General features: G+C 72.2%; 9 protein-coding genes and 2 pseudogenes. 3 read left to right on the top strand and 8 right to left on the bottom strand.

What is annotated here, in order from left to right; all coding sequences use genetic code 11:
• Positions 1–7 precede the first annotated feature (7 nt).
• Positions 8–799 carry an N-formylglutamate amidohydrolase gene (locus tag AB0I68_RS26845; protein WP_363179928.1) on the bottom strand — a complete coding sequence of 264 codons (792 nt, stop codon included), beginning with the start codon at positions 797–799 and terminating at the stop codon, positions 8–10.
• Between the two features lie 124 nt (positions 800–923).
• Between AB0I68_RS26845 and AB0I68_RS26840 the strand changes: the two are divergent.
• Positions 924–1118 (top strand): annotated as a pseudogene (locus AB0I68_RS26840) (hypothetical protein); the annotation flags it as partial.
• A gap of 238 nt (positions 1119–1356) precedes the next feature.
• Here the strand turns inward: AB0I68_RS26840 and AB0I68_RS26835 are convergent.
• Positions 1357–1497, bottom strand: coding sequence for a hypothetical protein (locus AB0I68_RS26835; RefSeq protein ID WP_363179927.1), 141 nt, complete (start codon positions 1495–1497; stop codon positions 1357–1359).
• Between the two features lie 75 nt (positions 1498–1572).
• Here AB0I68_RS26835 and AB0I68_RS26830 point away from each other — a divergent pair, with 75 nt between their 5' ends.
• Positions 1573–2583: an NAD-dependent epimerase/dehydratase family protein gene (locus tag AB0I68_RS26830; RefSeq protein WP_363179926.1), complete on the top strand. Its 1011-nt coding sequence runs from the start codon at positions 1573–1575 to the stop codon at positions 2581–2583.
• A 152-nt stretch (positions 2584–2735) separates the two neighbouring features.
• Here the strand turns inward: AB0I68_RS26830 and AB0I68_RS26825 are convergent, their stop codons facing one another.
• From AB0I68_RS26825 to AB0I68_RS26800, 6 genes and pseudogenes are all read right to left on the bottom strand, one after another.
• Entirely contained in the window at positions 2736–3245 is a 510-nt protein-coding gene (locus AB0I68_RS26825; RefSeq protein ID WP_363179925.1) for a hypothetical protein, read from the bottom strand.
• A pseudogene (locus AB0I68_RS26820) lies at positions 3242–4154 on the bottom strand (molybdopterin-dependent oxidoreductase). Before AB0I68_RS26820 ends, AB0I68_RS26825 begins: the two are co-directional and overlap by 4 nt.
• 377 nt (positions 4155–4531) lie before the next feature.
• Positions 4532–5287: a hypothetical protein gene (locus AB0I68_RS26815; protein ID WP_363179924.1), complete on the bottom strand. Its 756-nt coding sequence runs from the start codon at positions 5285–5287 to the stop codon at positions 4532–4534.
• 82 nt (positions 5288–5369) lie between these two features.
• Positions 5370–10232, bottom strand: coding sequence for a DNA repair ATPase (locus AB0I68_RS26810; RefSeq protein ID WP_363179923.1), 4863 nt, complete (start codon positions 10230–10232; stop codon positions 5370–5372).
• Between the two features lie 151 nt (positions 10233–10383).
• A complete protein-coding gene (locus tag AB0I68_RS26805) occupies positions 10384–12441 on the bottom strand; it encodes a flotillin family protein (RefSeq protein WP_363179922.1) in 2058 nt (685 codons plus the stop codon).
• Positions 12442–12501: 60 nt separating this feature from the next.
• The gene (locus AB0I68_RS26800) at positions 12502–13104 is read right to left on the bottom strand and encodes a hypothetical protein (RefSeq protein WP_363179921.1); all 603 of its coding nucleotides are present in this window, start codon (positions 13102–13104) and stop codon (positions 12502–12504) included.
• 269 nt (positions 13105–13373) lie between these two features.
• On the opposite strand from AB0I68_RS26800, the gene AB0I68_RS26795 reads away from it, so the two are divergent.
• Positions 13374–14435 carry a helix-turn-helix domain-containing protein gene (locus tag AB0I68_RS26795; RefSeq protein WP_363179920.1) on the top strand — a complete coding sequence of 354 codons (1062 nt, stop codon included), beginning with the start codon at positions 13374–13376 and terminating at the stop codon, positions 14433–14435.
• Positions 14436–14811: the final 376 nt, after the last annotated feature.

Here is a 14811-nt window from a genome sequence, read left to right as displayed (position 1 = left end):
CCGCCCGTCACCGGGTCGCCCACTCGACGAGAGAGGCCAGCGCGCCCGCCAGCGCTCCGAGACCGGGGCCCGCCGGTCCTCCCGGCTCGCTCATGTAGAGGTCTCGCCGGATCTCCACCATCAGCGCGCCGACCCGCGCGTCCCTTCCGTAGTACCGCAGCGGCACGTACGTTCCCGCGAACGGGCTGTCCAAGCCCGTACCGCCGAAGCCGGCGAACGCCTGGCGCGCCGCCTCGAGCAGTGCCGGGGACGTATGGAAGGCGTCCGTGCCGATGCAGACCGGCGGGCGCGGTCCGTCGCCGTGGAGCTCGTAGGGCAATGCCTTCGCCGGGTACGAGTGCACGTCGATGATCACGGCCCGCCCGACGGCCTCCAGCCGCTCCTCCACCATGTCCGTCACCGCCTGCGCGTACGGGTGGAAGTAGCGCTCGATCAGGGGACGTCCGTCGAAGTCGGCCGGGCGGAGCGCGTCGCGGTGCGTGGTCCGCGTGTAGACCGCGCCCATACCCCGCGCCAGCATCTCCTCCCGCTCGTCGGGGAACCGCTCGGGGTCGACGACCAGCCGCGACAGCCGGTTCTCGAACCGCCAGGGGGTGACGCGCGCGGCCTCGGCCGCCCCGGCCGCGATCTGCGCCGTATGCGAGTCGGTGATGTGGTCCAGCTCCCCTTCGAGTGCGCGGTCGTCCAGCAGTATCCCGGCGCGGACGTCCGCGGGTATGGCGCGGGACGAGTGCGGGATGTGAAGGATCACGGGCGAGTCGGGAGCCCCGGGGTGAAGGAGGGCGGAGGCGTCGCTCATCTGGTTCCTCGCTGCGTGTCGGGTACGGATTGAACGGATCAAGCTGCCACCGCCATCATGTCCGGTCCCGTACACCCGGCGGAGCCCCCTCCTGGCCGGTCAAGGCGCCTCACTCACCGTGATGAAGGAGGTCCGCCGGTTCACCTTCGACCTGGGCGAGGACGGCCCGGCGTACGAGGCGGGGGACGCCCTCGGCGTCCAGCCGGTCAACTGCCCCGGCCTGGTGACGCAATGGCTGGCCGCCACCGGCCTGGATGCGGACGCCGAGGTCGCCGTGCCCGGACACGACCCCATGCCCTTCGCCCGGGCCCTGCACCGGCCGGCCGGGACGTGTACTGACGCACGGCCCGCGCAGCACGTGGTGGCCCGCGGAACCAGTGGGGAGCAGCGCGCCGGCCCGCCGGGCCTGCGACTCGCATCGGCCCCGGCTCGGTGCCAGAGCGCCGATTCGCTCGGCATCGCGGTGTCCCCGTGACGGACGGCTCCACCCGGGGCCCGGCCGGAGGGACCGTCACCTCGCCGGGTGGGACGGGCAGGGGGCCGCGCCGGCCGGGGTGCTATTTCGGGGGAAGCGTGCCGCCGAAGGCCAGTGCCGTCGTCACCCAGTGCCGCAGGACGGAGTCCTCCGCGAGGGCGGGGCCGGCCTCGGCCCGGTCGGGACCTGCCTCAGGGGTGAACGCGCCGCGGCCGGCTGGCACGGGCCGTTCTTACGGATCCATGACGTGCGGCCCGGCGAGCGCCTCGCCGGGCCTCGCGCGGCATAGCTTCGGGGCATGCGCGTACTTGTGACTGGAGGAGCGGGCTTCATCGGCTCGCACATCGTCGCCGAGCTGATCGGCCGCGGGCACGACCCGGTGGTGTTCGACCTGGCGGAGGACGGGCGGGACGTACGGGATCCTGGTGCCGTGCGGGAGGTGTTGGCCGGCGTGGAGGCGGTCTGCCACCAGGCGGCCAAGGTCGGCCTGGGCAAGGACTTCGGGGACGCACCCGGCTATGTGTCGGCCAACGACCTGGGCACCGCGGTGCTGCTGGCCGCGATGGCGGAGGCAGGCGTACGGCACCTCCTGCTCGCCGGCTCGATGGTCGTCTACGGCGAGGGACGCTACGCGTGCCCCGCGCACGGCGTGGTCCGGCCCGGCCCGCGCGCCGAGGCCGATCTGGCGGCCGGCCGGTTCGAGCCGCGCTGCCCGGACTGCGGCGCCGACCTCGCCCCCGGGCTGGTCGCGGAGGACGCGCCGATGGACCCCAGGAACGTCTACGCCACCACCAAGCTGGCCCAGGAGCACCTAGCGGCCTCCTGGGCTCGGGCCACCGGCGGGCACGTGATCTCGCTGCGCTACCACAACGTCTACGGGCCGGGAATGCCCCGCGACACCCCGTACGCGGGGGTCGCCGCGCTGTTCCGGTCCTCGCTCGCCCGGGGCGAGGCGCCGCGCGTCTTCGAGGACGGCGGCCAGCGCCGGGACTTCGTCCACGTGCGGGACGTGGCAGGGGCCAACGCCGTGGCATTGGAGGCCCTGGCGGACGCCCCGGGCTTCACGGCGTACAACGTGGGCAGCGGTGATCCCCGTACCGTCGGCGACATGGCCAAGGCCCTGGCCGCCGCGTGCGCGGGCCCGGACCCGGTCGTCACCGGCGAGTACCGGCTGGGCGACGTACGGCACATCACCGCGGACTCGGCGCGGCTGCGCCGGGAACTGGGCTGGCGCCCGGTGGTGCCGTTCGCCGCCGGGATGGCTGAACTGGCGGCCGGGGCGGAGGCCCGGACCCTTCAGGAGACCTGACCGCCGGGCGGCCGAAGGACGCCGGCTCCCCCACTGCCGCAGCCCGCGCCCGGTACGTCCCGTAGCCGCGGGCCGAGGGCCTCCTCGAGGATCCGTGCCGTGGTGGCGGCGGCGCCGCGCAGGGCGACGCTTCGTCCGCCCCGCCGCGGCTCTCATTTCGCGGCATTGCGAGACTGCCGGCGCCGCTGCCGGGTGGCGCGTCGCACCGGCCATGATCCGTTCCACATCCGCAGCAGCAGGACGGCCGCGGAGGCGGCGAACAGGCCCGCCGTGATGAGCAGCCAGCGCCCGAGGAACACATCCGCCGGGAGGGCCGTGGCCGCCGTGTAGTGGCCGACCCGGCGGAGGATCAGCGGCCACCAGACCAGGAGCAGCAGGCCCGAAAGGAAGGCCGGAACGCGTACGTAGTTGACGCTCGGGGCCGCCCCCTGCCGATGGCCCGGGCTTTCCCGGAACAGGAGCTGGACGGCCCGGTCGGTGATCGCGTACAGCGGCAGCAGTACGAGGTCGTGCAGGAGGGCCGCCCCGACGAACCAGAGGGCCACTCCCACGGTGTCCCCCTTGAGCAGCCGCACGCCGGCGTACACGGCCAGGGCGAAGGAGGCGAGGACGAGGAGCAGGTGGAGCGGCGAGGCCCCGTAGCCTCGGCGGAAACCCGTCATGCCGGCTCTCCGAAGGTGAGGCGGGTGACCCACTTGGTGTTGAGGACGCCCGGGGCGCCGGGGACGATGGCGCGGGCCGGGTAGCCGTGGTCGGGGGACAGGACGGCGCCGTTGACGCGTACGGCGAGGAGGGCGCGGGGGTCGCGTACCTGGTTGTCGCGCAGGGCCGCCGATCTGAAGGAGCCGCCCCGCTGAACGGATTCCACCAGGACCTGAGGGGGGTCCGCGCCGAGTCCCACGAGGGTGGCGAGGTCGATGAGCCGTACCCCGCTCCACAGCTGGTCGGGCGTCGACCAGCCCTCCACACAGGCGATGGGCAGGGCCGACTCGTGCTGCGGCACGGCCAGCAGCTCCTCGCGGGTCAGGACGACCTGCCGCCCCGCGCCGCGCACGGTCAGCCGCCAGGCGGGGCCGACATCACTCGCCCGGATGCCCACCGATCCGGCGGTCTTGTTGATCTGGAAGCCGTTCGGCCCCGACCCCGGATCCCGGCCGCCGTGCGGGGCGAGCAGCGCCGTCCGGCGCCACCGGCCGCCCACGCTCTGCCCGGCCGTCAGCACCAGCAGTGACACGGACCCCAGCCCGACCATGGCCACCGCGCCCCGCCGGGAGATGGTCGGCGCCGCCGGCCCGGGCGAGACCAGCCCGGCCGCCTCCTCGGTGTCGGCGGCGGGCTGGGCGGCGTGTCCGGCCCGCACGGCGCGGATCGCGCGCGGCAGCCGGAAGGAAACGTGCACCACGAACGCGCCGATGAACACCCAGGCTCAGGCCCGTCACGAACAGCACCGTCACGCCGACCAGCAGGACCAGGCCGAACACGGCGGTCAGCCACGGCCCCCGCACCGGACTGCGCCAGAACTCCGGACGCGCCGGACCCGGCGGAGGCCCCGGCGGCACGACGGAACCCAGAACGGCACGCAACCGTCCCGGGCCTGCCCGTCCACGTCCACGTCCACGTTCACGGGAGCCTGGTGCGGGGGCTGCGGGACGTCCGACCGGAGGCGGTTCCCTGCCTGGCCGAGGGCCCGCCGGCTCGGGTTGCCGAGCGTTCGACGACGGTGACCGTGGCGCCTCGTCGGACTGATCCCGCTCGCCATCACTCGCGTCCACCGGGACACCTCCACACAGTCGCGCATACCGGGCCGATCGGACATCCTCTGCCGAGGAGAACATGCCGCACCCGAGCGTCGACCGGTCACGTGACACGCCACGAGGCCGACGGACCGCTGCCCCGCTGCAGGTGGGCCCGCCCGAACGGGCCGCCGGGTCGCAGCCGCATCCGGGCGCTATCCGATGCGTGCCCGGAAGGCCTCGAGCGTCATGGTCTTCTCGGTCACCGGCAGCGAGATGGTGAACTTCTCCCCGAAGGAGTCGTACACGGTGCTGCTCGTGTGTCCGTAACGCCGCGACTCGAGCAGGAGCAGACGCCGCCTGCCGGTCTCGATGAAGTAGACGTCCTCGGCGCTTCCCGCGGCGACCTCGACCGCCGACGCCTGCTTGCCTTCGATGCTGCGGTCCTTGTCCGCCGCGCGACTGCCCGTCTGCGCGATCGTGAAGTACGCCGGGCAGCCCTGTTCCGACTTCGTGGTCACGTAGACGGAGCGGAGGGCGGCGGGGACCGTGATCTGCTGCCCGCGCCGGCGCAGCGCCGCTGCGAAGAGGTCGGCGCTCGTGTAGGAGGTTCCGTCCTTGCAGTACACGTCGCCCGATACGCCGCCCGTGACCTCCATGTGGAGGCCCTGCGCGGGGTCCCACCAGGTCTCCTGCTTGCCCCCGGCGAAGGCGGTGGTGGTTCCGGAGGCGTGGAACGACTCGTTCTGCATGTGCCGGTTCGCGTCCTCGACGAGCGGTACGGCGGCCGGGTCCGGCTTCCCGGCTCCATCGCCGCACCCGGTCAGCGCGGCGGCGAGCACAGCCCCGAGGGCAAGTGAGCGGGCGATGGAACTGGTGTGCCGCACGCCGTTCAACCGTGCGCCCGCCTGCTGGTCCACCACCGCCCCCGCGCGCAGCCTGCCCCGCTCCTGGTCGAAGTCCCCCGGCATCAGTCCGCCTTCCCCGTAAGCAAAAATTGATCATAAGCAGGTCGAATACACACGCACAAAAGACATATACGCGCTCTTGACGTCACCTCTCGGCCTCTCGCTTCGCACGACCGGCCGCGAGGATGTGGCGGGGGTCGCCGGCCCGGGTGATGGCCGCTTCGACCGACGCCACGCGGTCCGCCAGGAGCCCGAGTGCGGCTACCGCCCGGGCGAGGGGATCCCCCTCGGAGCCGCCGAGTCCCTGGCCGCGTACGTACGAGGCTTTGACGGCCGCCCATCGCTCCGCCTGGTCCGGGGTGAGGGTGCCGCGGAGTTCGGCGAGCTTGAGCAGGTTGGCCTCGGCGTCGGAGGTGAGGGTCTGGGCTTCGGCGGTGTAGTGGTCGTCGAGGAGCGCGGACAGCTCGGCGTCGTTCATGACGGGATCGACACGGGCGGCGATCTTGTTCATGTTGCGGTACGAGCCCTGGAGCCGGAACGGCGGTTCGGTGCGCGTGGTGTGGGCCTGGGCGGCGGAGGCGATGTAGGCGGCGTTGACCGCGAGGACCGTCGTGCGGGCGGTCAGCAGGTGGCGCAGGACGGCGAGGATCCGGACCAGTTCGGCCGGGACGTACGGGTGGGCCAGGCGCTCCGCGCGGGCGGAAGGGTCGCCGGCCGCCAGCCGCAGGAGCAGGTCCACGTCCGTGCGCTCACGGCTCGCGAGCGGCGCCAGCACCGGGTGGGACGTGAGCGCGTTCTCGATGAAGCTGACGGCGAAGGCTTCCTCCTTGCCGGTCAGGACGTCACCGAGGTTCCACACATCGGCGCGGTTGGCCAGCATGTCGGGGATCCGGAAACGCTGCCCGGACTCGGTGTAGGGATTGCCGGCCATGCAGACGGCGAACCGCTTGCCGCGCAGGTCGTACGTGCGCGCCCCACCGTTCCAGACGCCCTCCATGCGACGGGTGGTGTCGCAGAGGGGGATGAACCGCTGGAGCAGCTCGGGAGAGGTGTGCTGGATGTCGTCCAGGTAGAGGAGGGTGTTGTTGCCCGCCTCCAAGGCGAGGTTGATCTTCTCGACCTCCTGGCGGGCTGTCGCGTTCGGTGCCTCGGCCGGGTCGAGGGAGGTGACGCCGTGCCCCAGGGCCGGGCCGTTGACCTTCACCAGGACCAGACCCAGGCGGTCGGCGACGTACTCCACGAGGGTCGTCTTGCCGTAGCCGGGCGGGGAGACGAGGAGGAGCAGGCCATTGCTGTCGGTGCGCTTGGACTCGCCCGTGGTGCCGAGCTGCTTGGCGAGGTTGTCGCCGATGAGCGGGAGGAAGACCTCGTCCAGGAGGCGGCTGCGGACGAAGGAGGACATGACCCTGGGGCGGTATTCGTCCAGCCGCAGCCGGGCCCTCTCCCGCGCCACCAGGTCCGTACGGTGTCGCTGGTAGGCCCGGAAGCCGGCGGTCACGTTCACGCTGAAGCCGGTTACGCGGCTGAGCAGTTCGTCGATGCGGACCGTACAGGTCCGGCCGGTGACGCGGGGATGACGGCCGAGGAGGCCCTCGGCCGTCCCGGTCAGGGCGGCGTCCGACTCGTAGCGCGGCAGGTCCGGGCAGAGCTCGACGGCCACCGCCTCCGCGAGGTCGCCGGGGCCGACCGTCTCTCCGGTCCCGGCGGCGAACGCGGTGAGCCAGGCCTCCACGAGCTGGCGCCGGTCCGCCAGGACGTCGAGGGCGGCGAGGTCCTCGTCGTAGGCGGAGGTGCCCACCGTCCGGCGGAACTTGTCGAGCAGGACCCGGGTGGCCGCGCCGACGACGAAGCCGTCCGGTGCGCAGGCCAGTTCCTCGAAGAGGTACTCGGCGCACTGCGGGGTGCCGCCGATGGCCGCGGCCAGTTCCGCCCGGAACACGGTGATCGCCGGGGTCGCCCCGAAGGCCGCCCGCACCCGGGCGAGCGAGGCCGCGCGCCGCGTCCAGGCCCCCCGCTCGGGGCCGGTCGTCCGGTGCGCCCAGAACAGCTGGGCTTCGGCGCGGGCCTCGGGCGGGTAGCGCAGCAGACCCGCGCCCTCGTGCAGCCGCAGCAGGACGTTCAGGATCGTGGTCGCGTCGTGGTCGTGGACGCCGCGCTCGTAGCCTTCGTCGTACGCGGCCTCCGCGGCCTGCCGTACCAGGGCCGGCAGGTCCGCCCCGGCCAGGGCGGCGGGACCGTGCTCGGTGAGCAGTCGTACGGCAAGGTATTCGGCGCGGTAGACGTCGGCGTTCTCGGAGGGCAGCGACTGGTCCCAGTAGGGGCGGGTGGCCGCGAAGTCCGGGTCGATGACCGGTGAACGGTAGTCGGTGCCGGTGAGGGCGAAGGCGAGGCCGTCGCCCTGCGGGACCAGGGTGAGGTCCAGGGGCTGGGTGTTGACCGCGAACCGGTGCCGGCCCAGGCGTACGGTCCGGCCGCCGTCCGCGTACAGCTCGGTGCGGTCCCGCAGGGCGCGGGCGGCCTCCTGCCGGGCGGCCCCCAGCCGGCCGTCGAGCTCCTCGGCCCGCGTGCGATCGCCCAGTTCCCGCAGTTGCCCTGCGGTGCGGCGGACCTTCGCGACCATCGGGTCGGAGGCGAAGAACGTACTGACCGCGTCGGCGTCGGCGAGGGTCGCCGCCCGCCGGGTGACGGTCTCCAGGATGCGCACGGCCGAGTCCGCCAGCCGCTCGGCCCGGCGGGCGCGGTCGTCCAGCAGGGTCTGCTTGCGGGCCGAGAACGCCTCGTACACCTCGGTGCGCTTGGCGGCCAGCGCCGTGAGGAAGGAGTCGGAGTCCGCGAAGCGCGACTCCAGGGTCTCCAGCCGCAGCAGGAGGCGGGACAGCTGCTCGTCGCAGGCGTCCGGGGTGTCCGCGACGGCGATCGCCCCGGTGACCGCCTGGCCGAGCAGCGCGGACTCGGCCGCGAACTCGGCCTTCCCCTCCTGCGCGAGCAGCTCCCGGCGGCACGCGTCGAGGGTCGCACGCGCCCGGTTGACACCGCCGAGCACCTCGGCGATCCGCTCCAGAATGGAGGTCCGGACCGTCGCGTCGCCGGTGTCCAGTCCGGCGACGATCTCGGTGACGGCCGCGAGACCCTCGGTCTGGGCGTCGAGGCGCTCGGCCAGTGGTACCGCGGCGGCGACGGTGGTGATCGCCGCGGCTTCCCCGGTGAGCTGCGCGATGTCCTCGTGCTGGGCGGCGAAGGCGTCCTCGCGGGAGAGGAAGGCCATGGCGCGCCCGGCGAAGGACGCGAGGGCGGAGGCGACGTCCGCGTCGAGCCCGTCGATCCGGTCGGTGTCCGCGTAGCGCAGCTCCTTCAGGGTGAGCAGGCGCCCCTGGGCGCGGCGCAGTTCCGTCAGTCTGCCGACCCAGTCGGCCGTGCTGCGCGGCGCCTCCCCCCGGATGCGGCGGAGCAGTGAGGCGATGTGCCCCGCCGCCTCGCCGAGTGCGTCGGCGGCCTGCCGGGTCAGGGTCTGGACCGTCTCGAACTCGGTCAGCACCTGCTCGGCGGTGGCCCGGAGCTCGACGAGGGGGGTGCTCAGGTCCCCCAGGTCGGGGTCGGCGAGCCAGTGGTGGTGGTCCTCGGCACGGGTGCAGGCAGCGACGAGGGTCTCGTACACGGCGGTCGTGGGGGTCATGTCCGAGACGGCGCCGGCGATCGACAGGAGGTCCGAGATTGCGCGTACGAGATCGGCATTGCCGATGCGGGCCAGTGCTCCGCCGCCGACGGGCCGGCCGGCGGCGTAGGTCTCCGAGACGTACGGCGTGCTCCACCGCTGGATCGGATGGACCCGGGTCGGTTCCTCCGAGTCGGTACGCAGCACCAGCAGGGTGCCGTCGTCGAAGAGCGCGTACCCGTGGCAGGAGATCGGGGCGGCGGCCTCCTTGCGGATCAGGTTGTACGGCAGGAGCAGGCTGCGGCCCTCGGCGCGGACGTGGAAGACGTAGAGCACGTCCTCGCCGTTGGGCGAGCGCACGGCGCGCTCGAATGCCAGGCCCTCGGTGGGCGTGTCGAAGGTCTTGGTGAGCCCCGTGGTGAGGTGGTAGCCGCCGGGGAAGACGATTCCCTGCTCCTCGGGCAGCCGGCGGGCCGCCTGTCCGATGCCGTCCAGGCGGACCACGGTCTTCGTGAGGCCGTTGAAGACCAGGTACCGCCGGGACTCCTCCTTGTACGGACGCACGCGCAGCAGGGTCAGCGGTCCGACGCGGGCGGAGGCGATGTCGGCGTCGGCGAGGGACTGGAGTGGTTCGTCGACCGGCTCCTCGTAGATGCCCTCCCCCGTCTCGGTGTTGTCCTCGGTCTTGACGGTGAGGTGGCCTCCGACCGTGGCGACGAAGACGTCACCCCCGATCGACACGTGCGGGTGCCGGCCCAGGACATGGTCCGCGCGGGTCGCGGCGGTCCACTCGAAATCGTGCGGGGCGGGGAGGACGTGGTCCCGCTCGCCGCGCGCGTCCAGGAACGTGGCCGTTCCGTCGTGGTCCAAGGCCCAGCGCAGGACGCGGAGGTCCTCGTCGCCCTCCCCGGTCCGGAAGACGGCGAGCAGTCTGCCCTCGACGTGGCGGAGCCGCAGGAGGCGGGTCTGGCGGTAGTAGTGGTACAGGGCGGCGAATTCGCGGATGAAGGCCGGGTCGTCGAGAAGCCCGCGGACGGCGTCGTCGGGGAGCCGGCTCAGGTCGCCGTCGTGCAGGGTGAAGACGTCGCTCACCGCGGGCTCGGCCTTGAGGCCGAGAAGGGGGTTGTGACCGAAGAGGAGAGCGTCGCCGACGGCGACGATGTCGCGGGGCACGCCGTCCTGCTCGGTGTGCAGGCGCGCCGAGCCGGCCAGCGCCAGCTCGGTGGAGCCCAGCTCCTCGGTCCGCCGGGCGTTCAGGGCCTCCGCCCGGCGGGCCAGCTCGACGGACTGCGCGGCGAGGCGGCCCCGCAGCACCTCGTAGGTGCCGGCGTCCACGGGGGTCGTCGTGCTGGTCATGGTCTGGCTCCCTGCGGGTGGTGCGTACGGGTTCTGCGACCCTGCCGGTCGCAGTGGGACGAGGACGAGGACGAGAACGAGGGCGGGGCCCGGGGGCCGGCGCGTCGTCCACGGCGGCCCCTGCTGCGGCTGGGGAATCGGTGGGGGCCGCTCAGGCCTTGGCCGTCCCGTTGAGACCGGCGCCCAGCTTCGCGAGCGGCATGTCGGCGAGTCCCAACTGCCCTGCCTTGTCCAGGAGCTCGCTCAGCTGCCCGGACTGCGCACCGCCGCCCTGCATCAGCTTCATGAGCAGCGCGGACACGGTCAGGTTCTGCACGTCAGCGGTAGAGACCGAGCCGAGCACGCGCGTGATGTCCTGGGTGAAGTCGGACGTGCCGTCCAGCCAGGGCTTGACCAATGCCTGCGCGGTGTCGGAGTGCCGGACGAAGGCGTCCACGCCCTTGCCGAGGGAGATCGAGGAGACCAGGCGGTCGAAGAAGACCGAGTCGCCGCCGACGATGTCGATGTCGGCCTTCTCCAGCCCGGCCGCGATCACCATCGCCTGCGCCTCCGCGACCTGCCGCTGGACGTCGAGACCCGCGAGTCGGATCTCCTTCTCCGCCGCCAGCCGCAGGCGGTACTCCTCATGGGTGCGCGAGGCCTCGTCCAGCGCCGCCATGGCCGCGGCCTTCTCGGTGAGACCGGCAGCCTCGGCCTTCAGCTTCTCGCCGATCATCGCGGCCTCGGCGCTCGCCTGTGCCTTCGTACCCTCGGCCTGCGCCTTCAGCCGCGCCTCCGTGGATCCGGCTTCCGCCCGGCCGGTCTTCTCGATGACGTCGGCCTCCTTCTCCCGTACCTGCACCGCGGCCAGACCGGGCGCCGCGGTTTCGGCCTGGATGCCCTCTGCCAGGCGGAGCTTGGCGCGGGCGTCGAGGTCGGCGGACTTCAGCCGGGCCTCGGCGAGCGTGAGCTGTTCCGCGGCGTGGTGCTTGGCGGACGCCTCCGCGGCTTCCGCCGCCTTGATGTCCTTGACCAGTCGCTCCTGGGCCTCTGCCTCCGCAGCGATGACGATCGCCTGCCGGGTGCGCTCGGCTTCCTCGACCATCCGCAGCTTCTTGATGGACTCCTCCTGCTCGGCGACCGTACGGTCCACCGCGATCCGCTCCCGGACCACGTCGGCGACCTCGCGGCGCTCCGCCTCCACCTCCTTGTCCTTCGCGATCGACGACAGCGCGGTCTCCCGCTCGCGCGCGATGACTTCGAGCATGCGGTCCTTCTCGATCCGCTCGTTCTCGACGGCGATGACCCGCTCGCGGTTCTTCTGGGCGACGGTGATCTCGCGTGCCTGGTTCTCGCGCTGCACCCCGAGCAGCTCCTCGGTCCTCAGGAACGCCGCCTGGGCTCCCAGGCGTTCCTCCTCCTGGACCTTGGCCGTCGCGGCCTCCTCGCGAGCCCGCAGCGTCTCGACCTCGCGCCGCTGCCTGATCTCCGCCTCCGACTGCCGCCGCTCCAGCTCCAGGATGGTCTCCCGGGCATCGACGTTCTGCCGGGTGATCTCCTTCTCCTCCGTGCGCTGGAACTCGTTCGTGCGCACGTGCTCGACGGCCGTCAGTTCCGTGATCTTGCGGATGCCCTGGGCATCCAGGATGTTCGCGGCGTCCAGCTGCGTCATCGGGGTCTGTTCGAGGAAGTCGATGGCCGCGTCGTCGAGGTGGTAGCCGTTCAGGTCCGTGCCGATGACCTGGATGATCCGGTCCCGGAACTCCTCGCGCTTGGTGTAGAGGTCGACGAAGTCGAGCTGCTTGCCGACCGTCTTGAGCGCCTCGGCGAACTTGGCGGCGAAGAAGTCCTGGATGGCCGCCTCGTCGCTCGCCCGCTGCGTGCCGATCGACTGGGCGACCTTGATGACGTCCTCCACGGTCTTGTTGACCCGGACGAAGAAGTTGATGTGGATGTCGGCGCGGATGTTGTCCTGGCAGATCAGCCCCTCCCGCCCGGTGCGGCGGATCTCGATCGTCTTCACCGAGATGTCCATGTACTCGGCCTTGTGCAACACGGGCAGCACGACCTGCCCGGTGAAGGTCACGTCGACCTTCCGCATCTTCGAGACGATCAGCGCCTTGCCCTGCTCGACCTTGCGGAAGAGCCGGCTGACGGTGAAGAGCAACGCGACCGCGATGAGCAGGACAACGGCGATGAGCACGCCGATGCCCAGGGAGATGGCATCCATGGTGAAGTCCTAGCGATGAAGGTGCACTGAGGTGCGGTAGGAGGCGCAGCGGGCCGGCGTTCAGCCGACGGCGCGGGGATCGAGCGCCGGGTCGAACGGTGCGACCCAGAAGAACTCGCCGCGTTCGTCGTATGCGTAGAGCAGGCCTGAACTGCCGTAGGTGAACGGATCGGAGCCGGTCTGGCGGACCTGCACGACGGCCGTCGAACCGTCCTCTGCGGCCACCTCGGCCTGCCCGAACCGGGCATCCACCCGACCGGTCCGGATCACGGCGATCCGGCCGATGAAGTCCTGTCGCGAGGGCGGTGGATCACCAGGCTGGAACACACGGCGCAGGGGGCGTAGGAGCAGGCCCGCGACACCGCGGGCGGCGATCAGCGCGAGAGCGAGGAGCACCAGGCCGGGGCCCCGGCCGAGCCCCAGGCGGTCCAGCAGGACGGTGCCGGCGAGGGTGGTGAACCAGGCGACGGCGATCAGCACCGAGACGGAGACGGTGAGGGGTACGCCCAGGGTCCCGAGCGCGGAGGACCCCGCGTGGGATGACCACGCACCGTGCCCGACGAAGCCGCACAGGGCGATCAGCCAGTACACGACGACCACGGCCAGCGCGATGGTGAAGATCCCGGCGGGGAATCCCAAGGCGGCATCGGCGAACTCGTGCACTGTTCCCGCCCCTTCGTCCTCGGCAGCCCGTCCGGCCGGGGCGGTCGGGGCGGGTGCCGGCGCCGGCACGTTTCCGCGTCCCGGCACCGGGACCGTCCCCCGTGTCCCCCCGCACCCATCTTGGCAAGTGGGACAGCCTTCGGCATTGCCGGACACCAGCAGTCTTTACGGCATCTTGATGCCGAGTGCGGACCGAACATGAGGGTCTGTCAACCTTGACGGCTGTACGTCAAGAACACGCCATCGGCGCATCACATCGAGGAGACTTCGTGGCAGGGCGGGACATACCCGAGGACCATCTCGACGGTTTCATCCGGATCCTGGCCGAGGTCTGCGAGACCGGCCGCCGGCTCACCCGCGAAGAGCTGGAGTCCCGCCGGGCGGTCGGCGAGCGGGCCGCCGAGGCCGGATTCGGGCTGCGGACCCTGGTCCAGCAGCACCTGTCGACCACCCGTACCGCCTGTTCCGCCTTTCCCCGCGCCCCCCTCGACCGGGTGCTCGCCGCCGTCGAGCAGGCCGTCGACGCTCTCGCGGAAGGACACGAGCGGGCGCAGTTGGTCGCCGTACGGAAGGAGGAGGCGGCTCGGAGGGAGTTCATCGAAGACCTGCTGTACGGCCGCAGCGATCCGGGCCGCCTCGCCGAGCGTGCCGAGCGGTTCGGACTGCTGCTCTCCCACACGTACGCGGTCGCGGTCGCCGAGGGGGCGCAGGCGTACGACGACATCCACCCGGCGGTCCAGCGCGTGGAACGGGCACTGGTGGGGCGGTTCGGGAACCGGCGGATCCTGCTCACCACCAAGGAGGGCCGGCTCATCTGTGTGGCGCCGGCCGACCAGGACGACGTCCTCATGTACTTCGCCAAACAGGCGCACGCCGGCACCGACGGCGGCCGGGTGGCCATCGGCCGCCCCCACACAGGCGCGGGCGGGGTCGTCCACTCCTACGAGGAGGCATTGAACGCGCTCGAACTGGCCGCCCGCATGCATCTCGAGGACCCGGTGCTCCGCGCCTCCGATCTGCTCGTCTATCCGGTCCTGACCCGGGACCGGCAGGCCATGACCGATCTGGTCCTGAGCACGCTCGGGCCGTTGATGCAGGCGCGGGGCGGGGCCGGCCCGATGCTGGAGACGCTCATCGCGTACTTCGACTCGGGCTGCAATGCGACCGAGGCGGCGCGGCGGCTGAGCCTGAGCGTGCGGGCGTTCACCTACCGCCTGGAGCGCATCCACCAGTTCACCGGCGCCAACCCGGCCGACCCGGCCCACCGCTACACCCTCCAGACCGCCGTCATCGGTGCCCGGCTCTTCGACTGGCCTGCCAGGGATCTGTGACACGGGACGCGCGTCGGCACGGCGAACGGCCGATCATCGCCGCAGCTGATGGTCGACACGTGGGAGACGGCGCGGCGGTGGCCGGCCAGGGTCTCATGGGGTGCAGCGGCGTGGGCGGATCCGTCAGGAAAGCGGCCTTGAGCAGTGGAGCACCGCCGCCGGGCAGCCTTTCGAGGATGGTGACGTCGAAAGGGTCCCAGTTGCCTTCGGGGAACGGTGCCGGATTCGGGACGATCGCCACGAGCCGGCCCCGGCCGTCCAGGTGAGCGCGAATGCCACGGAACATCGAGCGCAGCGAGCGCAGGGTCGGCGCGTAACTCCTCATGCGCACGACACGGCCAGATCTTCTCCGATCACCGCCCACGACGGAGCCCGG

The sequence above is a fragment of the Streptomyces sp. NPDC050448 genome (genome assembly GCF_040655295.1).
Lineage (GTDB): Bacteria > Actinomycetota > Actinomycetes > Streptomycetales > Streptomycetaceae > Streptomyces.
The sequence above is the reverse complement of the archived record's forward strand: the minus strand, read 5'-3'. Positions and strand labels throughout refer to the sequence as shown.

What these genes read in the sequence shown, in the direction of transcription:
- AB0I68_RS26810 (WP_363179923.1), bottom strand. Translation starts at nt 10,232, where the DNA reads ATGACCAGCACGACGACCCCCGTGGACGCCGGCACCTACGAGGTGCTG.
- AB0I68_RS26825 (WP_363179925.1), bottom strand. Translation starts at nt 3,245, where the DNA reads ATGACGGGTTTCCGCCGAGGCTACGGGGCCTCGCCGCTCCACCTGCTC.
- AB0I68_RS26830 (WP_363179926.1), top strand. Translation starts at nt 1,573, where the DNA reads ATGCGCGTACTTGTGACTGGAGGAGCGGGCTTCATCGGCTCGCACATC.
- AB0I68_RS26805 (WP_363179922.1), bottom strand. Translation starts at nt 12,441, where the DNA reads ATGGATGCCATCTCCCTGGGCATCGGCGTGCTCATCGCCGTTGTCCTG.
- AB0I68_RS26815 (WP_363179924.1), bottom strand. Translation starts at nt 5,287, where the DNA reads ATGCCGGGGGACTTCGACCAGGAGCGGGGCAGGCTGCGCGCGGGGGCG.
- AB0I68_RS26845 (WP_363179928.1), bottom strand. Translation starts at nt 799, where the DNA reads ATGAGCGACGCCTCCGCCCTCCTTCACCCCGGGGCTCCCGACTCGCCC.